17 protein-coding genes are annotated in these 22,014 nt (G+C 63.7%); 6 read left to right on the top strand and 11 right to left on the bottom strand.

The features are described 5' to 3' along the window. Positions 1 to 26 precede the first annotated feature (26 nt). Positions 27 to 770, bottom strand: coding sequence for an SDR family oxidoreductase (locus MSIL_RS19175; protein ID WP_012592726.1), 744 nt, complete (start codon positions 768 to 770; stop codon positions 27 to 29). A gap of 192 nt (positions 771 to 962) precedes the next feature. Between MSIL_RS19175 and MSIL_RS19180 the strand changes: the two genes are divergently transcribed. The 3 genes from MSIL_RS19180 (at position 963) to MSIL_RS19190 (ending at position 3,361) form a co-directional block, all read left to right on the top strand. Beyond that, positions 963 to 2,078: an NAD(P)/FAD-dependent oxidoreductase gene (locus tag MSIL_RS19180; protein ID WP_012592727.1), complete on the top strand. Its 1,116-nt coding sequence runs from the start codon at positions 963 to 965 to the stop codon at positions 2,076 to 2,078. Between the two features lie 343 nt (positions 2,079 to 2,421). Further along, complete coding sequence (locus tag MSIL_RS19185) at positions 2,422 to 2,790, top strand: 2Fe-2S iron-sulfur cluster-binding protein (RefSeq protein ID WP_012592728.1); 369 nt, start codon at positions 2,422 to 2,424, stop codon at positions 2,788 to 2,790. A 79-nt stretch (positions 2,791 to 2,869) separates the two neighbouring features. Then, positions 2,870 to 3,361: a ferritin-like domain-containing protein gene (locus MSIL_RS19190; protein WP_012592729.1), complete on the top strand. Its 492-nt coding sequence runs from the start codon at positions 2,870 to 2,872 to the stop codon at positions 3,359 to 3,361. Positions 3,362 to 3,384: 23 nt separating this feature from the next. Here the strand turns inward: MSIL_RS19190 and MSIL_RS19195 are convergent, their stop codons facing one another. The 3 genes from MSIL_RS19195 to MSIL_RS19205 form a co-directional block, all read right to left on the bottom strand. Continuing rightward, a complete protein-coding gene (locus MSIL_RS19195) occupies positions 3,385 to 4,320 on the bottom strand; it encodes an electron transfer flavoprotein subunit alpha/FixB family protein (protein ID WP_012592730.1) in 936 nt (311 codons plus the stop codon). Position 4,321: 1 nt separating this feature from the next. Beyond that, positions 4,322 to 5,071: an electron transfer flavoprotein subunit beta/FixA family protein gene (locus tag MSIL_RS19200; RefSeq protein WP_012592731.1), complete on the bottom strand. Its 750-nt coding sequence runs from the start codon at positions 5,069 to 5,071 to the stop codon at positions 4,322 to 4,324. 189 nt (positions 5,072 to 5,260) lie between these two features. Continuing rightward, positions 5,261 to 5,938 carry a TetR/AcrR family transcriptional regulator gene (locus MSIL_RS19205; RefSeq protein ID WP_012592732.1) on the bottom strand — a complete coding sequence of 226 codons (678 nt, stop codon included), beginning with the start codon at positions 5,936 to 5,938 and terminating at the stop codon, positions 5,261 to 5,263. Between the two features lie 244 nt (positions 5,939 to 6,182). Between MSIL_RS19205 and MSIL_RS19210 the strand changes: the two genes are divergently transcribed. Further along, positions 6,183 to 6,578: a VOC family protein gene (locus tag MSIL_RS19210; protein ID WP_012592733.1), complete on the top strand. Its 396-nt coding sequence runs from the start codon at positions 6,183 to 6,185 to the stop codon at positions 6,576 to 6,578. Positions 6,579 to 6,760: 182 nt separating this feature from the next. On the opposite strand, the gene scpA is transcribed toward MSIL_RS19210, so the two are convergent. Genes scpA through MSIL_RS19230 form a run of 4 tightly spaced genes read right to left on the bottom strand, consistent with a single transcriptional unit; the run spans position 6,761 to position 14,379 of the window. After that, on the bottom strand, positions 6,761 to 8,974 hold the full coding sequence (gene scpA, locus MSIL_RS19215; protein ID WP_049768223.1) for a methylmalonyl-CoA mutase: 2,214 nt from the start codon (positions 8,972 to 8,974) through the stop codon (positions 6,761 to 6,763). Next, complete coding sequence (locus tag MSIL_RS19220) at positions 8,971 to 10,836, bottom strand: methylmalonyl-CoA mutase family protein (protein ID WP_012592735.1); 1,866 nt, start codon at positions 10,834 to 10,836, stop codon at positions 8,971 to 8,973. Before MSIL_RS19220 ends, scpA begins: the two co-directional genes overlap by 4 nt. After that, a complete protein-coding gene (locus MSIL_RS19225; protein ID WP_012592736.1) occupies positions 10,833 to 12,839 on the bottom strand; it encodes an acetyl-CoA carboxylase biotin carboxylase subunit in 2,007 nt (668 codons plus the stop codon). The genes MSIL_RS19220 and MSIL_RS19225 overlap by 4 nt, the downstream gene beginning before the upstream one ends. Positions 12,840 to 12,846: 7 nt before the next feature. Next, complete coding sequence (locus MSIL_RS19230) at positions 12,847 to 14,379, bottom strand: acyl-CoA carboxylase subunit beta (RefSeq protein ID WP_012592737.1); 1,533 nt, start codon at positions 14,377 to 14,379, stop codon at positions 12,847 to 12,849. 225 nt (positions 14,380 to 14,604) lie between these two features. Between MSIL_RS19230 and MSIL_RS19240 the strand changes: the two genes are divergently transcribed. Next, a complete protein-coding gene (locus MSIL_RS19240) occupies positions 14,605 to 16,038 on the top strand; it encodes a helix-turn-helix domain-containing protein (RefSeq protein ID WP_012592738.1) in 1,434 nt (477 codons plus the stop codon). Positions 16,039 to 16,066: 28 nt separating this feature from the next. On the opposite strand, the gene MSIL_RS19245 is transcribed toward MSIL_RS19240, so the two are convergent. Genes MSIL_RS19245 through MSIL_RS19255 form a run of 3 tightly spaced genes read right to left on the bottom strand, consistent with a single transcriptional unit; the run spans position 16,067 to position 21,022 of the window. Then, positions 16,067 to 17,239, bottom strand: a complete 1,173-nt coding sequence (locus MSIL_RS19245; protein ID WP_012592739.1) for an ABC transporter permease — start codon at positions 17,237 to 17,239, stop codon at positions 16,067 to 16,069. 1 nt (position 17,240) lies between these two features. Beyond that, positions 17,241 to 19,979 (bottom strand): ribosome-associated ATPase/putative transporter RbbA, encoded by a 2,739-nt coding sequence (gene rbbA, locus MSIL_RS19250; protein ID WP_012592740.1) that lies wholly within the window; start codon positions 19,977 to 19,979, stop codon positions 17,241 to 17,243. After that, a complete protein-coding gene (locus tag MSIL_RS19255) occupies positions 19,976 to 21,022 on the bottom strand; it encodes an HlyD family secretion protein (protein WP_012592741.1) in 1,047 nt (348 codons plus the stop codon). Before MSIL_RS19255 ends, rbbA begins: the two co-directional genes overlap by 4 nt. A gap of 324 nt (positions 21,023 to 21,346) precedes the next feature. Between MSIL_RS19255 and MSIL_RS19260 the strand changes: the two genes are divergently transcribed. Further along, positions 21,347 to 21,919, top strand: a complete 573-nt coding sequence (locus tag MSIL_RS19260) for an NnrU family protein (protein WP_012592742.1) — start codon at positions 21,347 to 21,349, stop codon at positions 21,917 to 21,919. Positions 21,920 to 22,014: the final 95 nt, after the last annotated feature.

Below are 22,014 nucleotides of genomic sequence, written 5' to 3' on the forward strand. Positions count from 1 at the left end.
GGCTCGGCGCGCGCAAGGGCTGAGCTTCAGATAATTCCGCCATTGGCGCGCAATGTCTGGCCATTGATCCAGGCGCCGTCGGGACCCGCGAGAAAAGAGACCGCCGCAGCGATGTCGGCGGGTTGGCCGAGCCTTTCGAGCGGCGCGAGCTTCGCCAGACGTTCAACGAGTTCTTCCGGTTTGCCGTTCAAGAAGAGATCGGTCGCGGTCGGACCCGGCGCCACGGCGTTGACCGTGATGGAGCGTCCGCGGAGCTCCTTGGCGAGGACGCTCGTCATTGCTTCGACGGCTGCTTTCGTGGCCGCATAGACGCCATAGGTCGGTTGCAGCAAGCCGACGACGCTCGACGATAAATTGATGATGCGGCCGCCGTCGCGCAGCCGCCGCGACGCCTCGCGCAGCGTATTGAACGTCCCTTTGAGATTGACGTTCATCTGGCGCTCGAAGCTGGCGTCATCCGTATCGGCGATGGCGGCAAGCGCCATGATTCCAGCGTTGTTGACGAGCACGTCGACGCCGCCGAAGGCCGCCTCCGTGGCGTCGAACGTGCTCCGCACGGCTTGCGCGTCGCTGACGTCGGCTCTGACGCTTAGAGCCCGGCCGCCCCTGGCTTCGATCTCACGGGTTAGCGCTTCCGCTGGCGCGGCTTCGCTGGAATAATTCACGACGACGGTGAAGCCGTCGGCGGCGAGCCGGGTCGCCACCGCCGCGCCAATGCCGCGCGAGGCGCCCGTCACGATCGCAATTTTGTTGCTGCTGCTGTCGGTCATATCGGCTTCTCATTCATTTCGCGCGGGACATCCGCGCTGGCTGGCGCGCTGGGAGGATGGCGCCCGCCCCGGATTTTCTTGGCGCCGCGCTCAATAGTATTCTTGTCGATCGGAATGCGCCAAACTCGCCGGATTAGTGCGTCGCGCCGCCGGATCCTCACCGCCTCACCCCGTTTGCAGGAGCCTGTCGCTGTGGAAACCGTTGACTGTGTCGTGATCGGGGCAGGAGCCGTCGGTCTTGCGATCGCGCGCGCGCTGGCGATGCGCGGCCGCGAGGTCATTGTCGTGGAGTCTGCGCGCGGGATCGGAACCGGCAATTCCTCGCGCAACAGTGAAGTCATCCATGCGGGTATCTATTATCCGCCGGGCAGCTTGATGGCGAAATTCTGCGTCGCCGGCCGGCAGGCGCTTTATGCCTATTGCCGCTCCCAGGGCATTGCGTTCGAGACCTGCGGCAAGCTGATCGTGGCGACGAATGAGGCGGAAGCCGGCTCGCTCGGCGCCATTCAAAAGCGGGCCGCCTTGAACGGCGTGGAACTGACTTATTTGGCGTCTCACGAAGCGCGGCGGCTCAACCCGGAGCTCGCCTGCGTCGGCGCCCTGTTTTCGCCTTTGACCGGCATATTGGATAGCCACGGATTCATGCTCGCGCTTCAGGCGGAGATGGAGGCGCATGGGGGCGTCCTCGCCTTGGAGAGCCCGGCGCTCGGCGGGCGGCTGCGGGACGAGGGGATCGAACTCGAGATCGGCGGCGCCGATCCGATGCGCCTCAACTGCCGGTCGGTGGTGAATTCCGCCGGACTCGGCGCGAGCGCGTTGGCGCGTCGCCTCGAGGGGTTGGACGCGGCCCATGTTCCCGAAACCTATCTCGCCAAGGGCAATTATTTCTCACTTTCCGGCCAGCGGCCGCAATTCGCCCAGCTGATTTACCCCGTGCCCGCGCCGGGAGGTCTTGGCGTGCATCTCACGTTCGACCTCGCGCATCAGATGCGCTTTGGCCCCGACGTCGAATGGATCGAGCAGGAGAGTTACACGGTCGACCCGGACCGCGCGCGCGGCTTTTATGAGGCAATCCGGCGCTATTGGCCCGGCTTGCAGGATGGCGCGCTGCAGCCGGCCTATTGCGGCGTCCGGCCCAAACTCGCGCCGGAAGGGGCGCCGGCGCAGGATTTTCGCATCAGCGGGCCGCGCGAGCATGGCGTTCGCGGGCTGGTCAATTTGTTTGGCGTCGAGTCCCCCGGCCTCACGGCGGCGCTGGCCATCGCCGATCATGTCGTCCGGCTGATCGACGAACCCCAAGCGGCGTGAGCCGACGGCGACGCTTCGTTCTTCCTTTCCAACGGCGCCGGAGACGAATTTTTCAATGAGCGGCGCGGCCGGTTGAGCCAGAACAATGTCGTGTGGGACGCCGCGGATTATTCGAGAATTCGTTAATTGTTTCGCGCATTGACTGCCAAGTTGAGGCAGATCAAATGGCATAGGCCTTGCTGAGTTGGCAATGTGACCAAATCAGACAGGCCGTTTTGTTGTAAAATGATCCAAAGAAGGGTCGTTTTACAACAAAACGGACGCTGAAATGTTTTGAAACTGACAGACAAGCGCAAAGACGCCGTAACAAGTCAGGCGATGCTTACAAGATGGGGATTAAATTATGCCGGTTGTAACTTTTACTTCGGAGACGCTGCATCGGGACGTGCGGGCTTACGCCACAGCGGGCGACACCAGCACGGTGCTCAGCGTCGCTCTCGCGCAGGGCGTCAAAATCCCGCATGATTGCCGTGACGGCGAATGCGGCTCCTGCCTGATCGAGGTCAAATATGTTGAAGGCAAGCCGAAAATGGCGATCGCGCTGACGGAGAAGGAGAAGATCAAGCTCCGCGAGCTTGGGAAGATTACCGCTCAGCAAATTCAAGACGCTGAAACCAACGATATTGCGCCGCCCTACCGGCTCGCCTGCCAGTTCATCGTCCGCGAAGAAGAGATTATCATCCACTTCACCGGCGAGCCGGCTGGAGCCTGAATCTTGCGTGGCGCTAAACCGCCTCGCCAGGTAGGATGAACACAAACCGCGCGTCGCGTAACGCATAAGGGGCAGTCACATGCACACCGTCGAAGAGTTTCTTGCCTATGCTGTCAAGCTAGAGGAAGAGGCGGCGATTCGATTTGGCGAGCTTGCGGACGTCATGCAAAGCTGCGGCAATGGCGATGTCGGCAAGCTGTTCCGGCGCCTCTCCGATTATTCAAGACTGCATCTTGCCGACGCAAAGGCGCGGTCGGGCTTTCGCGACATCCCGGAGATGAGGCCGAATGAATTCGCGTGGCCTGATTTCGAAAGTCCGGAATCCGCGGCGATCTGGGCCGCCGACCCCTTCATCGGCCGCGATCAGGCGCTGGAGATCGCGCGCGACGCGGAACAGGCGAGCCTCGATTATTACACCAAGATCTATCAGACGACCAACGATTCCGAGGTTCGCGTTCTCGCCAAGGAGTTTGTTGAGGAGGAAACCCAGCACGTCGCCGAGATCAACAAATGGATCGCCGCGCATAAGGCCGGCGGGCCGCTGCCTGTTGATCGCCTGCGCGTTTTCTGAAGCGGCGGCTCGCGCTTCAACCATCAAGATTTCAGGGCGGCCGCGAGTTCAGGCAGCGCCTGAAACAAATCCGCGACAAGGCCATAATCGGCGACATCGAAGATCGGCGCGCTTTCATCCTTGTTAATCGCGACGATGATTTTCGACTCTCCCATGCCGGCGAGGTGCTGTATGGCTCCTGATATGCCGACTGCAATATAAAGGTCGGGCGCCACGATCTTGCCGGTCTGGCCGACCTGCAGATCGTTTGATACGAAGCCAGCGTCAACGGCGGCGCGGCTGGCGCCGATCGCCGCTCCAAGGGATTGCGCGATCGGCTCGATCAGCTTGAAATTATCGCCGCTTTGCATGCCCCTGCCGCCCGAGATGACGATCCGAGCAGAGGTCAGTTCCGGGCGTTCCGATTTGGAGAGCTCATCGCGCAGGAAGCTTGCGTCCGCCTCCGCAGGCGCCGCAGGCGTCGTCACGATCGGCGCGGCGCCGCCAGCGGTCGCCGCGGGCTCGAAAGCGGTCGCGCGTATCGTGATGACCTTTAATTTGTCTTTCGACTGGACCGTGGCGAGGGCGTTGCCGGCATAGATCGGGCGCACAAATGTGTCGGGGGACACAACCGCAACGATCTCCGAAATCTGCTGCACGTCGCATTTAGCCGCCACGCGCGGCAGGATATTCTTGCCGAATGTTGTAGCGGCGGCGACGATCGCCGCATAATCCGCGGCAAGTGCGATCAGCAGCGGGGCCAGCGTCTCCGCCAGCGGGTGAGCATAGAGCGGATCGTCGGCGGTAAGCACTTTCGTGACTCCGGCGACGGCGGCGGCGGCTTCGGCCAATTCGCGAACATTATGTCCGGCGACGAGAAGATGCGCCTCGCCGCCGAGGCGCAAGGCGGCCGTGACGGCGCTGAGCGTCGCGGCTCTCAGATGATGGCCGTCATGTTCGGCGAGCACCAATGCAGCCATATCAGATCACCTTCGCTTCGGTCTTCAATTTGTCGACGAGTTCGGCGACGGTCTTCACCTTGATTCCGGCGCTGCGCTTTGGCGGCGCCTCCACCCGCAACGTGGCGAGACGAGGCGCGAGATCGAGGCCGAGCGTCGCGGCGGCGATGATGTCGAGCGGCTTCTTCTTCGCCTTCATGATGTTGGGGAGGCTTGCGTAGCGCGGCTCGTTGAGGCGAAGGTCGGTTGTGACGACGGCCGGGAGCGCCAGCGACAGCGTCTCGAGGCCGCCGTCGATTTCCCGCGTCACCTCGGCGCGTCCGTTGGCGATTGCCAGCTTTGAGGCGAAGGTTCCCTGCGGCCAGCCAAGCAAGGCGGCGAGCGCCTGTCCGGTCTGGTTCGAATCATCGTCAATCGCCTGCTTGCCGAGAATCGCAATCTGCGGCGCTTCCCGTTCGCAGAGCGCCTTGAGGATTTTAGCGACAGCCAGCGGCTGTATCTCTTCGTTGGTCTCGATGAGGATTGCGCGGTCGGCGCCGATCGCCAGCGCCGAGCGCAGCACGTCCTGGGCCGCCGCCGGGCCGATCGTCACCACAACGATCTCCGAGACGATCCCGGCCTCCTTAAGCCGCACCGCTTCTTCCACGGCGATTTCGTCGAAGGGGTTCGCCGAGAATTTTACATTCGCCGTCTCGACGCCGGAATTGTCGGCCTTCACGCGGATCTTGACATTGTAGTCGATGACCCGCTTCACCGCCACGAGGGCTTTCATCGCGATGCGTAACCTTTCCTGGAATTCTGCGCGCAGCAGAATAAGGAGCGCAGCCGCCGCAGCATGTCAAACGTCAACGTCGCTCGGGCGCACTATACAGCGACAGCCGGCGCGGCGTCGATTACGCTGGCGACATCACGCGCGCGTCAAATCGCGCCAGGGGACGCGGGCGCGGATTATAAAGACAGTTCACGCGTCGTTGGCGACCGAAGGCCGACGATCGGGCGACGCCGCTTGCGCCTCCGCCGGCCGCCATGCGTTCAATCCGCCCAGCATAAATTTCGTCAGGAACGCGCGCAGCGTTTCGATGCGGATTTCTGGCGGCTGTGTCGCGCGAAAAACGGCCTCGGCGCCGGCCGCGATAATCATGGCGGCGAACAGCCCGGCTTCCTCGTCGGACATGGCGGACGGGGGGATGAAGCGCCGCAAATCCCGTTCGAGATCGGTCGAGAGGCTGTGGATCGCCGTCGACGGATAGACCTCCGAGCGGATGTAGTGCTGATTGCGCTGGATGAAATCCATTGCGCCGTCGATCGACTGGACGAAATCGAGATAAGAACTATAGGCAAGAAACAGCAACTCTTCCGCATTCGTCGCCCGCGCGCGGACGGCGCGAGTCTCGATCCGCAACCGCTCAAATAGATCCTGCGCGATCACTTCGAAGATCGCCTCTTTCGTGCGGAAATAATTGTAAAAGGTGCCGGGAGAGAGACCGCTCAGCTTGACGATGTCGCGTACATTCGCCGCGTCCATTCCAACGTTGCAGAACACGCGCCAGGCCGCGGCCTGAATGTCGGCGCTGTTTTGCTGGCGCGTGCATTCGCGCTTTTCCGAAGCGCGGTATTTCCGGGCCGGGGACGTCGTCATGGCGTTACCGTTACCTGCGTGTTTCTAAACCTCAAACGACATAACTCCGTATAAGACTTAACTCAACCTTCTATGACGCCTTTGTGTGGCCTGATTGCGACTTAAGAGCCGTTCGACTAAGCATAGTTTGTCTTACACATCGGCAGCAGCGAAGCTTACGCTTTGCGCCGGCTATATTGATCCTGAGCCGGCGCGGCGCCGCCGGATCGCACACGCCCATTCATCGAGGGAGCTCGACAGACGTATGACAAAAGCCATTCACATGATGATACGGGTGTTGGAGGAGCAGCGCTCGGTGGCGTTCTACGACGCCGCGTTCGGGCTGAAGATCGCCGATCGAATCCCCTTCGACGACTTTACGCTGATCTATTTGCGCAACGCCGACGCTGATTTTGAACTCGAACTGACGGTCAACCATGGCCGGACCGAGCCCTATGCGCTTGGCGACGGCTATGGCCATCTCGCTTTTGTCGTCGATGATCTGGAGCGCGAACGTGACCTGATAACGTCACGCGGATTGACCCCTAATCCGATCAAGGAAATGTTTCACGACGGCGCTCTGATGGCGCGGTTTTTCTTCATTCAGGATCCGGATGGCTACAAGATTGAAGTCTTGCAACGCCATGGGCGCTACCGTTAGCCGAGCCAGCCGCAGCGAGTCGGCGTCAGGGCGATTGTGTTTGGGGACGCCATCCTCATCAACACAGGCCGGACGGCTTCATCGATACATCCGCGTCGATCGACGCTCGAAAGCCTTGCGGATTTCGCGGCGCTGCCCGGCGCCGCACGTGATCAGGCGGTAGGCGGCGCTCCTATCCGAGTTCAGGGCGCCGGCCGCGCGCCGCGGGCCGGCTTCTCCATATAGGCGGACGGCAGCTTTTGCGCATAGCCGCGCTGTATGCTGAGTTCGTTGATGAGGCGCTCCGCCGCCTCCGGAATAACCGTCCCCGGCAGGAACACGGCGGCGACTCCTGCGTCGAGCAAGGGGTCGACGTCGGCTGGCGGAATGACGCCGCCTACGACAAGCATGATGTCGCCGCGGCCGCGCGCTTCAAGTTCGGCCTTGAGCTCAGGCAACAGCGTCATATGGCCCGCGGCGAGCGACGAGACGCCGATGATATGGACCTCTTCGTCGATCGCCTGCGCCGCCGCTTCGGCGGGCGTTGCGAACAGCGGCCCGATGCGGACGTCGAACCCGAGATCGGAAAAGGCCGAGGCGATCACCTTCTGTCCGCGATCATGACCGTCCTGGCCGAGCTTGACGACGAGGATGCGCGGCTTGCGGCCCTCATTGTGGCTGAATCCCTCGGTCAGGTCCGCGACCCGGTGAACGGCCTCATTGGCGGCGCCAGCCTCGCGGCGATAGACGCCGGAAATCACCTTGGTCGAGGCGGCGTGGCGCCCGTAGACGCTTTCGAGCGCGGCCGAGATCTCGCCGACGGTCGCCTTGGCGCGCGCCGCCTCGACGCCGAGCTCCAGAAGATTTCCGGTCCCCGACGCGGCCGCTTCCTTCAGCCTCGCCAGGGCGCGTTCGACTCCCTCCGCGTCGCGCTCGGCGCGCAGCCGCTCGAGCTTGGCGATCTGCGCCGCGCGGACGACCGAATTATCGACCTTCATCACCTCGAGCGGAGCTTCCCTCTCGGGCTTGAATCGATTGACGCCGACGACGGTCTGCAACCCGGCGTCGATATGCGCTTGGGTCTTGGCCGCGGCCTCTTCGATGCGCAGTTTCGGCACGCCGGCCTCGATGGCTTTGGTCATGCCGCCGAGCGTCTCGATTTCAGCGATATGGCTTTGCGCGCGCGCGGCGAGATCGGCCGTCAGCCGTTCGAGATAATAGGACCCGCCGAGAGGATCGATCGTCCGCGTTATCCCGCTTTCCAGCTGCAGCATGATCTGTGTATTGCGCGCGATCCGCGCCGAAAAATCGGTCGGCAGAGCCAAAGCTTCATCGAGCGAATTGGTGTGCAGCGACTGCGCGCCGCCGAGCGCCGCGGCCAGCGCTTCGATCGTGGTGCGCATTGCGTTGTTGAAAACATCCTGCGCCGTCAGCGACCATCCCGACGTCTGGCAATGCGTCCGCAGGATCAGCGACTTTTCCGATTTCGGCGCGAACTGCGCCATAAGCTGGCTCCACAGCAGACGCGCCGCGCGGAGCTTTGCGACCTCCATGAAGGTGTTCATGCCGATCGCGAAAAAGAAACTCAAGCGGGGTGCGAAAGCGTCGATGTCAAGGCCGGCGGCAAGCCCGGCGCGCACATATTCGACGCCGTCGGCGAGCGTGTAGGCGAGTTCGAGATCGGCCGGCGCGCCGGCCTCCTGCATGTGGTAGCCCGAGATCGAGATCGAGTTGAATTTCGGCATGCGCGCCGATGTGTAGGCGAAGATGTCGGAGACGATCCGCATCGACGGGCCGGGCGGATAGATATAGGTGTTGCGCACCATGAATTCTTTGAGAATGTCGTTTTGAATGGTGCCTTGCAGCTGCTCCGGCTTCACTCCTTGTTCTTCCGCCGCGACGATGTAAAGGGCGAGGATCGGCAGGACCGCGCCGTTCATCGTCATCGACACCGACATGCGGTCGAGCGGGATGCCGTCGAACAGCGTGCGCATGTCGTAGATGGAATCGATCGCAACGCCAGCCATGCCGACGTCGCCGGCGACGCGCGGATGATCGGAATCATAGCCGCGATGCGTCGCGAGATCGAAGGCGACGGAGAGGCCCATCTGCCCCGCCGCGAGATTGCGCCGGTAGAAAGCGTTGGAATCCTCCGCAGTGGAGAAGCCGGCATATTGCCGGATCGTCCAGGGCTGATTGACATACATGGTCGGGTAGGGGCCGCGCAGATAGGGCGCATGGCCGGGAAAACTGTCGACGGCCGAAAGGCCCGCGCGGTCCTGCGGCGAATAGGCGGGCTTGACGGCGACGCCCTCCGCCGTCAGCCACGCCGGCTCGGCGCGCTCGCCCTCCGCGGCCGGCGCCTTGGTCGCCACGGAATGGAACGGGATCTTGGCGAAGTCAGGAATCCGCATCATGCCCTCGGCTTTTTGTTCCAGATCCGGCGCAGGAAGGAAACGGCGTTGCTTCCGGCGAAGATGAAATCCTCGACGCCGGCGCGGCGCAGCGCGCCCTCGAACTCGCCGGGCCAACTGGCGACCACGACCCGGACGCCGATCGCGGAAAGTTCGCGCGCGGCTGCTTCAAGGCGGCTGCCCGAGACATGTTCATGGCCATTGCCGCTCGCGGCATAGGCCGCTTCGCTCGGGCAGAGGCATGCGGCGAGCGCGCCGGAGGCGAGGCAGGCGTCGGTCAGCGTTTCGAGATCGGCGAAAATCTCAAGCTCGGCGGTCTCGAAGCCGGCGGCCTCGAACACGCCCCGCGCAAAGTCGCGGCGCGCCCCGGATTCGGCGTTGGCGTCGAGCCTTGCCAGGAAAATACGCGGACGCGCGCCATGGGCGGCGAGCCAGGCATCCGATTTGTCGCGCAGACGTTCGAACGGCTCGGCGTCGCGCTGGCACGGGAGCGCCCCGCGCGCCGATCGCGAAGCGGCGGCCGGGCGCCGGTTCGACGACAGCACGGGCGGAACGATTTCGCCAAGATCCGGAAAGATGCTGACGCCGGTGAGCGCGCGCGCGCGCGAGGCGAAATCCTGCCGGCGCCGGGCGCGCGAGAGAGCGAGCGTATCCTGCCAGAAGCCCGAGGCGAGCGCCTTCGGGAAGCCGCCCGCCGTCTCGATTCTCTGAAACAGATCCCAGGCTTTTTCGCAGAGGCCGACAGTCAGCGCCTCGATCGCGCCAGATCCCGCGGTCGGATCGGCGACGCGGGTCAAATAGCTTTCATCCAAGAGGATCGCGCCGGTGTTGCGGGCGAGCCGCCGCGCGAATTCATCCGGAAGGCCAAGCGCCGCCGTATAGGGCGACACGCTCACGCTGTCGGCCCCGCCGATCATCGCCGCGGCGCAGCCGAGCGCGCCGCGCAGCAGATTGCCGTAGACGTCGCGCCGCGTCAGCATCCGCCATGACGTCTCGGCATGAAGCCGCAGCGGCGCGCTCGGGACGCCACATGATTTTTCGACAAGCGCCCAAAGTTGCCTCAGGGCGCGCAGTTTGGCGATTCCCGTCAACACGTCGGCTTCCGTGACGAGCACGAAGCTGAGCGCGGTCGACGCTTTGGCCAGCTGGCCGGCGCCGGCGAGGGCGCGCAGATAGGCGACGCCTGTCGCCAGCACGGAGGCGAGCTCTTCGGCCTCGGTCGCGCCCGCCTCGTTGTAGGGCCGCGCGTCCGCGCGCATGAGAGGGGAGGCGAAGCCATGTTCGCGCAGCGTGGCGCAGGCGTTGGCGACGGCGGCTTCCTCATTCTTCCAATTGGTCGGGGGGCCGCCCCGCGCGGCGAACACGCCAATCGGATCAAAGCCGAAGTCAACGTCGATCGAGGCCGGATCGTGGCTGCGCCGCTCGATGAGATCGGCGAATTGCAGCGCGGCTCCGACGCCGCCGGGCGCCGGTTCGAGGCGAATGGAAATCAGATCGAGACGAACGCCGCCGAGCGCCTGGTTGAGGTCCTCGGCGCTCTGGGCGTGAAGGCCGAAACCGCGCGCGGCAGCGGCGCCCTCGAAGCTGATCGTCAATCCGCCGGCGCCGCCTTCGAGATCGGCGGTCGCGAGCGCCTTCGCCGCGAAGGGATCGGGATGATCGAGGCGGGCGATGATCCGGCAGGCGTTTCCGGCGCGCCAGGGCTGTGGCGCGGGGTCGGCTTTCGGATAGAGCGGCGCGATCGGAATCGCGTCATCGGTTTGGAAGGCCGGAAGCGCGCCGGAGGGCGATTTCGCTATGATGCGCGCGACTGCGGCGCGCCAGGCGGCTTCGCCCGCGGCGTCGGAAAAAGCGAGCGCCGTCACGCCGCAAAATCCATGATGACGGCGTCGACCGCAAGGCTCTGACCGGCCGCCGCATAGACCTTGCCGATTGTCGCGTCGCGTTCCGCGCGCAGGATGTTCTCCATCTTCATCGCCTCGACGATCGCCAGCGCTTCGCCGGCTTTTACGGCCTGTCCTTCGCTCACCAGAACCTCGCGGATGAGGCCGGGCATCGGGCAGAGCAGATGCTTGCCGCTGTCCGCCGCGCGTTTTTCCGGCATGAGCCGCACGAGTTCGGCTTCACGCTGGGTATAGACGCGCGCTTCGGCAAAAAATCCGCCATGTGCGAGCAGGACGCCGTTCAAAATGGGGCGGACCTGCGCGGCGATGCGTTCGCCGTCGACCACGCCGCGCCACACCGGTTCGCCCGGTTTCCACAAGGAGAGGACCGAAACCAGCCGTCCGTCCTCAAAGGCAAGGTTGAGGCCTTTTGGCGTTTCGTCGATCTCGAAGGCGAAGTCTTCCGCGCCGACGACGACGTGGCGGCGGCGCTCGAAAGTGACCGCTTTGGCGACCGGCATCTGCCCGGAAATCCGGCGCTTGCGTTGATTGAGCTGGTGGTCGATCGCCCCCGCAATTGCGGCGAGGCGCAGGGCGATCGCGCCGGCAGGCGCCGGATTGGCGAAGCCTTCCGGATATTCCTCGGCGATGAACCCCGTCGAGAGCCGCCCCTCGCGCCAGCGCGGATGGGACATGAGGCTCGAAAGAAAAGGGATGTTGTGGCGGATGCCGTCGAGGGCGAAGGCGTCGAGCGCGGCGCTGTGGCCGTGGATCGCCTCGCTCCGCGTCGGCGCGTGCGTCACGAGCTTGGCGATCATCGGATCATAATGGATCGCGATCTCGCCGCCTTCGGCGACGCCCGTATCGTTGCGGATGGTGAGCTCGCCGAATTTGCCTTCGGCCGGGGGACGGTAGGTTGTGAGCCGCCCGATCGAGGGCAGGAAGCCGCGGGTCGGGTCTTCGGCATAGACGCGGCTTTCGACGGCCCAGCCAGAGAGGCGCACATCTTCCTGCGCGAGGGGCAGCGGCTCGCCGGCGGCGCTGCGGATCATCAGCTCGACGAGGTCGAGGCCGGTGATCAGTTCGGTGACGGGATGCTCGACCTGCAGCCTGGTGTTCATCTCGAGAAAATAGAAGCTCCGGTCCTGGCCCGCGACGAATTCGACGGTGCCGGCCGAATCATAGCCGACCGCTTGCGCGAGAGCCACCGCCTGCGCGCCCATGAGTTCGCGCGTCGCTGCGTCAAGCAGCGGGGAGGGCGCTTCCTCGATGATCTTCTGATTGCGCCGCTGGATCGAACATTCGCGTTCGCCGAGATGTATCACATGGCCATGCTTGTCCCCAATGATCTGAATCTCGACGTGCCGTGGATTTTCGATGAATTTCTCGATGAAGATGCGGTCGTCGCCGAAGGAGGATTTGGCTTCCGATTTGGCGCGCGCAAATCCTTCCTCGACCTCGCCTGCCGATCTTGCGATGCGCATGCCTTTGCCGCCGCCGCCGGCCGACGCCTTGATCATGACCGGAAAGCCGATGTCGGCGGCGATGCGCGCGGCGTCCGCGCCATCCTTGATGATTTCGAGATTGCCCGGGACCGTCGAAACGCCGGCGGCGCGCGCGAAGCGCTTCGATTCGATCTTGTCGCCCATCGCCGCGATGGCGCCGACATTCGGGCCGATGAAGGCGATATTTTCCGTCGCCAGCGCCTCGGCGAAAGCCGCCCGCTCCGACAAAAAGCCATAGCCGGGATGCACGGCCTCGGCCCCCGTTTTGCGGCAGGCCTCAAGGATGTTGTCGATCATGAGATAGCTTTGCGCCGCCGGCGCCGGACCGATATGAACCGCCTCGTCGGCCATCTCGACATGCCTTGCGTCGCGATCGGCGTCGGAATAGACGGCGACAGTCGCAATGCCAAGCCGGCGCGCCGTCTTGATGATGCGACAGGCGATCTCGCCGCGGTTCGCGATCAGGATCTTTCCGAACATTACGTCCTCACAGCGGAATGTTGTCGTGCTTGCGCCAGGGCTTTTCGGCTGTCTTGCTGCGCAGCATGGCGAGCGCCCGCGCGATCCGCAACCGCGTCTCCCGCGGCTTGATCACTTCGTCGATATAGCCGCGCTCGGCGGCGACGAAGGGCGATAGGAAGCGGTCTTCATAGCTCTTGGTCAGCGCCGCGATTTTATCCTTATCGTCCATGTCCTGACGGAAAATAATCTCGACCGCGCCCTTTGCGCCCATCACTGCGATCTGCGCCGAGGGCCAGGCGTAATTGACGTCGGCGCCGATATGCTTTGAGGCCATGACGTCATAGGCGCCGCCGAAGGCTTTGCGCGTAATCACGGTGATCAATGGCGTGGTGCATTGCGAGTAGGCGAACAGCAATTTCGCGCCATGCTTGATCAGTCCGCCATATTCCTGCGCGACGCCGGGCAGGAACCCCGGAACGTCGACGAAAGTGACGATCGGAATATCGTAGCAATCGCAAAAGCGCACGAAGCGCGCCGCCTTGCGGGAAGCGTCGGAGTCGAGCACGCCGGCGAGCACCATCGGCTGGTTGGCGACGAAGCCGACCGTGCGCCCGTCGATGCGGCCGAAGCCGGTCACGATATTGCCGGCGAAGGCGCCCTGAATCTCAAAAAAGTCGCGCTCGTCGACCGTCTTCTCGATCAGCTCCTTGATGTCGTAGGGCTTGTTGGCGTTGTCGGGAACCAGCGTGTCGAGGCTCGGCTCGACGCGATCGACGTCGTCGAAGCTCGGCCAATGCGCCGCGCCGCTGGTGTTGTTGGCGGGAAGAAAATCGATCAGGCGGCGCAACTGCAGCAGCGCTTCGACGTCATTGTCGAAGGCGATGTCGGCGATCGAGGATTTCGTCGTGTGGATGCGCGCGCCGCCGAGCTCCTCCGCGGTGACGGATTCATTGGTGACGGTTTTGACGACGTCGGGCCCGGTCACGAACATATAGCTCGTGTCGCGCACCATGACGATGAAATCGGTCATCGCCGGCGAATAGACGTCGCCGCCGGCGCAAGGGCCCATGATCACCGAGATCTGCGGAATGACTCCCGAGGCCTCGACGTTGCGGCGAAAAATTTCGGCATAGCCGCCGAGCGCCGCGACGCCTTCCTGGATGCGCGCCCCGCCGGCGTCGAACAGCCCGATGATCGGCGCGCGCATACGCAGCGCCATGTCCTGAATCTTGATGATCTTGGCGGCGTGGGCCTCGCTGAGCGAGCCGCCGAACACCGTGAAATCTTTGGAAAAAACGAAGATGGCGCGGCCGTTGATCGTGCCCCAGCCAGTGACGACGCCATCGCCCGGGATCTTCTGCTTCTCCATGCCGAAATCGGAGCAGCGATGCTCGACATACATGTCGAACTCCTCGAAGGAGCCCTTATCGAGCAAAAGCTCGACGCGCTCTCTTGCGGTCAGCTTGCCCTTGGCGTGCTGGGCGCCGACGCGCCGCGCGCCGCCGCCGGCCAGCGCCTCGTCGCGGCGGCGTTCAAGCTCCTCAATGACATGTCGCATGGCGAGACGTCTCCTGTTGCGGCCGCCGCCGCATTTGGCGAAGCGGACGTGCGCAATCTTCACAAATTTTCAGCCGATTTGAAAGGGACGCGGCTTTTGCCTGTTTCGGCTGGCGCGCAGCCGATTTTTGTTGTCGATCCGGCCCTTGCGTTCTACTGCAGTGAGCGGCGCGATCAATGCAAATCGGGCAAATTTGCAAATCTGTAAATCAAATGGATTTACAAAATGAAGAAATTGTTCGCCGGCCAGATCCTGAGGCGCCGCCGCGAGGAGCTCTCCCTCCCGCAAGCGCTCGTCGCCAGGCGCCTCGGGATCTCGCCAAGCTATCTGAACCAGATCGAAAGCGATCAGCGCCCGCTGACCGCAGCGATCCTCGTCGAGGTCACCCGCGTCCTGAAGCTGCAGGTCGCCGATCTTTACGACGATGGGCCGGAACGACTCGCCGCCAATCTGCGCGAGATGCTGTCCGATCCCCTGTTCGAGCACGCGAGCGTCAGCGGCCGCGAACTGAAGGCGATCTCGGCCGCAGCGCCCCATCTCGTTCGCGCCATGCTCGATCTGCATTCCTCCTATCGCCGCATGGAGGAGCGCTATCGCGGGCTCGACGACGCCCTGCGCCAGGGCGAGGGCCCGATCGAGGCGCAAAGGCGTCCCTTCGCCTTCGACGAAGTGCGGGATTTCTTCCATTTCATGGGCAATTACTGCGATGCGCTGGACCGCAGCGCCGAGGCGCTGGCCGAGCGGCTTTGGGGCGAGAACGCCGTCTCCTATCAGAGCCTTGCCGACTATTCCGCGCGCGAGCTCGGCGCGCGCGTGATCGTTTCGACTCCGAAGACGGCCGGCGGCCCGATCAGCCGCTACGACCCTGCCATCGGCGCCCTGTTCCTTGACGGCGATCAGGAGCCGGCGACGCAGAAATTCCTGCTCGCCTGCCACATCGCGGCGCGCACGCAGCACGAAAAAATCGACGAGCTCGCCGGCGCCGCGCGGTTCAAGAGCCCGGCCTCGGCGGAGATCGCCAAACTCGCGCTCGCCAATTATTTCGCCAGCGCGCTTGTGATGCCCTATGCGCGCTTTTCCGGCGAAGCGCGCGCGGCCCGCCATGACGTCGAGCGCCTGTCGCGGCAGTTCGGCGTCAGCATCGAACAGGTCTGCCACCGTTTCTCGACGCTGCAGCGACCCGGCCGCGAGGGCGCGCCCTTCTATTTTCTGCGGGTCGACCGGGCCGGCAACATCACCAAACGCCACAGCGCGACGCGTTTCCAGTTCGCCCGCTATGGCGGCGCCTGTCCCTTGTGGAACATCCATGAGGCGTTCGAGCGGCCCAACCACTTCCTCGTGCAGGTCGCCGAAATGCCGGATGGCGTGCGCTATCTTTCGGTGGCGCGCTCGATCGCCAAGAAGGGTGGCTCGTTCGGCTCGCCGCAGCGCAATTACGCGATCGGCTTTGGCTGCGAGATCGATCATGCGCAAGATCTCGTCTATTCCGACGCGATCGATCTTCGCAGCTCCGCAACGGTCGCCAAGATCGGCGTCGCCTGCCGCGTCTGCGAACGGCAAGACTGCCTGCAGCGCGCCGTGCCGCCGCTCGACGCGGCAATCGAGGTCGACGCCAACGAACGCGGCATGGTGCCCTACCGGCTCAGAAGCGGCGGGTGAGACGTTGGTGTGCTGGGTGGGCGCTTGTTTACGCGCCGAAGATCACGCGGCGGAAGCGGCGCAGCGCGAACACAAAATAGACCCCCCCGATCACCGCGACGGCGACAAGTTGCGGCCAGACGATGGAGAGGCCCGCGCCGCGGTAGAGAACAGCCTGGGCGAAAGCGACGAAATGCGGCGTTGGGCTGATCGTCTCCATCACATAGCGCAACCAGACGGGCATGCTTTCGATCGGCGTGCTGCTGCCAGATAAAAGCTGCATGATGAGCAGCACGGGAATCGCAAGCAGGCCGAACTGCCCCATCGACGAGGCGATGGTGCCGAGCAGAATGCCGAGCGCAGCCACGGTGAAGACGTAGAAACACGAGCCGCCGAGAAACAGCGGAATCGAGCCGGCGATAGGCACGGACAGCGCCACCTGCACCACGAGCGCCAGCGACAGGCCGGCGGCGGCGAGAATGACGAGCCCGTTGGCGAGGATCTTGGCGAGCATGATTTCGGAGGGCGTCACCGGCATGACGAGAAGATGCTCGACGGTTCCCTGCTCCCTTTCGCGGATCAGCGCCGCGCCGGTCAGGATGACGGTGAGCAGCGTGATATTGTTGATGACCTGCATCACCGAGGTGAACCAGCTCGATTTCAAGTTCGGATTGAATTTTGCGCGGGTGACGACGTTGACAGGGATCTCGGTGGTTCCTTCCCGCCCCGAGAGGAAATTGGCGACTTCGGTCGCGATGATGTTCTGAATGTAGACGGCGCCATTGCCCGCCTGCGTGATGGCGGTGGCGTCAATGTTGACCTGCACGGACGTCGCGCGGCTGGCGAGGATATCGGCCTGGAATCGCGGTGGAATCTCGATCACAAAGACGAGCTGGCCCTCGTCCATGACCTTGTCGATGCCGCCGGCCGAAACTTCGACCGCGCGCTGGAACAGCGGCGGCGTCAGCCCGTCGGCGATCCGGCGCGACAGCTCGGAGCGATCCTCGTCGACGATGCCGACCGACAGATTGGTCGCCTCGGTCGTCGCGCCATTCGCGACGGTATAGATCGCGACGGTGAAGGCATAGACGACGAGGATCAGCATCACGGGATCGGCCTTGATGCTGCGCAGCTCCTTCACCATCAGCCGGTAGATCGTGGACAGGCGCGCGCGGAGCCCGCCCGTGTCCGATCCCGACCCAGTCTTGGCGGCCGCCTTCACGTCAGGGCTCCTGTTTCTTCAGAAGGAATTGAGCGGCGGCGAGATAGGCGAGCGCAAATCCGAGAAGCACGACGATGTTGAACCAGAGTTCGGACAGGCCGAGCGATTTCGTGAAGGCGCCGATGCTGATGGGGTGATACCAGGCGGCCGGAAAGGAGAGGCCAATCAGCCGCGCGCCGCCGGACAGCGAGGCGACCGGCGTCAAGAGGCCAGAAAAATTCACCGCCGTTATGAAGCAGAGGATGGCGGTTGCAAAAACGGCCGCGACCTGCGTGCGCGTAAAAGTCGAGACGAGCTGGCCGAAGCCGGTTGTCGCGAAGACATAGCAGAGGGTCGCGAGCGCGAGCGTCGCGAAGGATCCCTTGACCTCGACGCCGAACAGGAGGGCCGCCAGCAGCACGAGCAGAAAAAAGCTCGCCATGGCGACGCCGACATAGGGCAGCTGCTTGCCGAACAGAAATTCAAACTTGCTGATCGGCGTCGCGCGGAAATTGGCGATCGAGCCCGTCTCTTTTTCCTTCACCACGGCGACCGCCGACATGATCGCCGGGATGAGAATCAACATCAGCACGATGACGCCGGGAACCATGGCGTTGACGCTTTTAAAGGCCTGATTATAGCGAAAGCGCGTCTCGATGTTCACGGTGGAGACGACCGCGTTGGCGCCAAGTCTTTCGACTGCTCGCTCCTTCAGATATTGCACGGCGAGCCCGCTCACATAGCCGCGCGCCGTCTCGCCGCGAAACGGCATCGCGCCGTCGATCAGCACGGTGACTTCGGGCGCGCGCAAATTTTGCAGATCGCGGCCGAAGCCTGCGGGAATTTCGACGACGAGGCTCAGCTCGCCGCGCTTGAAGCGCTCCTCCATTTCGGCCGGCGACTCGATCGGCGGCTGTTCGGAAAAATAGCGCGATCCAGAGAAGCTTTCGAGCAGCCGCCGGCTTTCCGGCGTCCGGTCCTGATCGAAGGCGGCATATTTGAGATTCTCGACGTCGAAGGAAATGCCATAGCCGAAAGCCATCATCAATATCAGCGGGCCGACAAGAGCGAAAGCAAGCCGGATCGGATCGCGCAGAAGCTCCATGGTCTCGCGCCGCGCATAGGCCCAAAGGCGCCTTGGATCGAAGCGCCTCGTCTTGCCGGAATGGTCCGCGGTCGGCGGCGGCGCCGCCGCCTCAGTTGTTGCGGGCGCGGAAGGTCGGGTCGTCGCTTCGGCGTCGATGAGATAGCCGATGAAGGCGTCCTCGAGCGTCGCGGCGCCGCGCTTCTCAACCAGCTCGCGCGGCGTTCCAACCGCAAGCACCTTGCCCGCGTGCATCAGCGAAATCCGGTCGCAGCGCTCGGCCTCGTTCATGAAATGCGTCGAGATAAAGATGGTGACGCCATCGTCGCGCGACAGATCGATGAGCGTGCGCCAGAAGGCGTCGCGCGCGATCGGGTCGACGCCGGACGTCGGTTCGTCAAGGATCAATATGGCGGGCCGGTGCAGCACGGCGACGGCAAGCTGCAGTCTCTGCTTGACGCCGAGCGGCAGGCTGTCGGGCCGCTGCTCTACGGACTCGCGAAGATCGTAGCGCTGCAACAATTCGTCGATGCGCCCTGTGATCTCGTTCGCCGGCAAATGATAAAGATGCGCGTGCAGCTCGAGATTCTGGCGCACGGTGAGCTCGACGTAGAGCGAGAAGGCCTGCGACATGTAGCCGACGTTTTGCCGCATCGCCATATCGTCGGAGGCCATCGGCTTGCCAAATAGTTTCGCGGAGCCTTCGGTCGCCGGCAACAGGCCGGTCAGCATCTTCATTGTGGTGGATTTGCCGCAGCCGTTCGAGCCGAGAAAGCCGAAGATTTCGCCGCGTGCGATTCGAAAGCTCACATGGTCAACGGCGACGAAGGAGCCGAACCGCCGCGTCAGCCCCTCGGCCTCGATCGCCGGCGGCTCGTCAGCGCCGTCGGGGCGTGGTCGCGCCAAAACCTTCTTGTGCTGCGCGCGTTTTTCCTCCGGCAGAAGCGCGATGAAGGCGCTGTCGAGAGAGGTCTCATGCGCCCGCTCCAGAATGTCCCGCGGCGGGCCCTGCGCTATGATTTTTCCCGCGTCCATCGCCGCAAGCCAGTCGAAGCGCGCCGCCTCGTCCATATAGGCTGTCGCGACGATGACGCTCATGTCCGGGCGGCGCGCGCGCATCGAAGCGATAAGATCCCAGAACTGGCGGCGCGAGAGCGGATCGACGCCGGTCGTCGGTTCGTCGAGAATGAGCAGCGTCGGATCATGCATCAGCGAGCAACAAAGGCTAAGCTTCTGCTTCATGCCGCCTGAGAGCTGCCCCGCCGGCCTGTCCATGAACGGGTCGAGACCCGTCGCGCGCAACAATTCGTCGATGCGCGCGCGACGTTGGGAAACAGATTGCCCGAACAGCCGGCCGAAGAAATCGACATTTTCAAAAACAGTGAGCGTCGGGTAGAGATTGCGCCCGAGCCCCTGCGGCATGTAGGCGATGCGTCCACAATTGGAAAAGCGCAGGCGTTCGTCGGCCATGTCGTCGCCGAACACCGTGACCCCGCCGCTCTGGATGGCGCGGACGCCGGAAACGAGCGCGAGCAGCGTCGATTTGCCGACGCCGTCCGGTCCGATCATGCCGACCATGCAGCGGGCGGGAATATCGAGGCTGACGTCGTCGAGCGCGACCCTTTTGCCGTAGCGATGGGTGACGCCCCTCAGCGCGGCGACGACATCTTGCGTCATTGCGGCAGTTTCACCTTGAGATCGTCGGGCCAATCGGCGCCGGATGCGGTGCGCACGAAGCCGATGCCGCGCACGCCGGTCTTGACCTGCCGGTGGTATTTCTCCAGCACCTTGGGATCGACCTGTAGTTTGACGCGGAACATCAGCTTTTGCCGCTCATCCTCGGTTTCGACGCTTTTCGGCGTGAACTGCGCGTCGGTCGCGACAAAGCTGATCGAGGCCGGAATCACATATTGCGGAATGGGATCGGCGATAATGCGCGCCTCGTCGCTGAGCGCGAGCTTGCCGGCCTCTGACGCTGGCAGATAGATCGTCATATAAACATCGTTGAGATCGAGGATGGTGAGGATGCGCTGGCCGGGCGCCACCACCTCGCCTGCGCGCGCGAGCCTGTATTGCACGCGGCCGCTGCGCGGCGACACCAGCACGAGATCGACCAGGATCGATTGCAGCCGTTGCACATCGGCTTCCGCCGTCTGGATCGCAAATTGCGCCTGGTCGCGCTGCGCGGTCGCGGCGCGATGGGCCGCCTCCGCCGCCTCGAATTTGTTGCGCCGCTGATCGACCACCTGCTGCGTGATGTTGCCGCGCTGGAGCAGGCTCTGGCCGCGTTCGAGATCGGTCCTCGCGAAGGTCAGATCGCTCTGACGCTGCGCGATCAGCGCCACCGCTTCGGCCAATGCCTGCTTCGCCCCCAGCACCTGCGCCTGCGCGCCGCGCAGCTGCGCCTCATATTCGGGGCCAGCGATTTTGCCGACGACCTGTCCGGCCGTCACCTCGTCGCCTTCGTCGAAATTGAGCGTTTCGAGGCGCCCGCCATATTTCGCGGCGACGTCGACCTGCGTCGCCTCGATGCGTCCGTTCGATTTGGCGATGCCGGCGGGCATTTTGCCGCCGCGCAGGCGCGCGATCAGCGTTTGCACCATCTCGCCCGCTTTCGTCGCGGCCTGCTTCAGATCGCTTTGGCCTTGCGCCGTTGCAACGCCCGTGGTGGTCAGAACAGCAGCGATCAGGCAAAATCGGGCGGCGCGGCGAGCGAACATCTCAATTCCCTTTGCGACAGGCTCGATCCATTCGGGCGCATCGACTTTATGATCAAGGATTTTTTGTTTTTGGCTCCGGCTGAAGGCCGCGCAAATCGCCACGGACGAACGCGCGGGGCGGGCTGTCCTGCTTTATCGGGCGAAAATGCGTGGGTTCGAGACAGCCGGCGATTCCCCGGAGCTTGTCAGGCGCCCGCGGCTTGTCAAGCGGATGACGCAAGGCGGAAGGCAAATTGCCCGGAAGCCGTCTCGCCGTATCCGGCCCTTCTGTGATAGAGGAGCCGGGCGGCGCCCGCGCCCGCAGCTATGCAAAGGGAAGATGGCATGTTGATCTTGATCGTCGGACTCATCGTCTTTCTCGGCGTCCATGTGCTGACGACGATGCGGGAGACGCGCGTCGAATTGATCGGGCGCTTCGGCGAGCGCACCTATAAGCTTGCTTACGCGGCGGCGTCTGTCGTCGGCTTCGTGCTGATCGTCTGGGGATTTTCGCGCTATCGGGCGCATGGCTTGATCCCGGTCTGGGCGCCCCCGGAGTGGACGCGCCACATCACCATGCTTTTGATGTGGCTTGCCTTTATTGCGCTCGCGGCGATGGGCAAGACTCCGAGCCGGATCAGGGGCTGGCTGCGGCACCCGATGCTTGTCGCGATCAAGATCTGGGCGCTGGCGCATCTCCTCGTCAACGGCGATCTTGGCGGCATGATCCTGTTTTGCTCCTTTCTCGCTTTCGCTGTCTACGACCGGATCGCGGTCAAGCGGCGCGGCGACGTGGGCGCGCCCCGGCTCGCCGAATTCACCCGCGCCGATGTCGTGACGCTCGTCGGCGGGACAGTCGCCTATGTCGTGATGATCTTCCTCCATCCCATCCTGATCGGGGTTCCGGTACTGCGGTGAGCCTGCGGCGATGCGCCCGCGCTCCGGGCTCGGGCGGCACGAAACTCGCTACCCTCTGAGGGGTTGCAGAATCTTGGGGCGCGACGGGCGCTATA

Origin of the sequence: Methylocella silvestris BL2 (assembly GCF_000021745.1) — a bacterium.
Taxonomy (GTDB): Bacteria; Pseudomonadota; Alphaproteobacteria; order Rhizobiales; family Beijerinckiaceae; genus Methylocapsa; species Methylocapsa silvestris.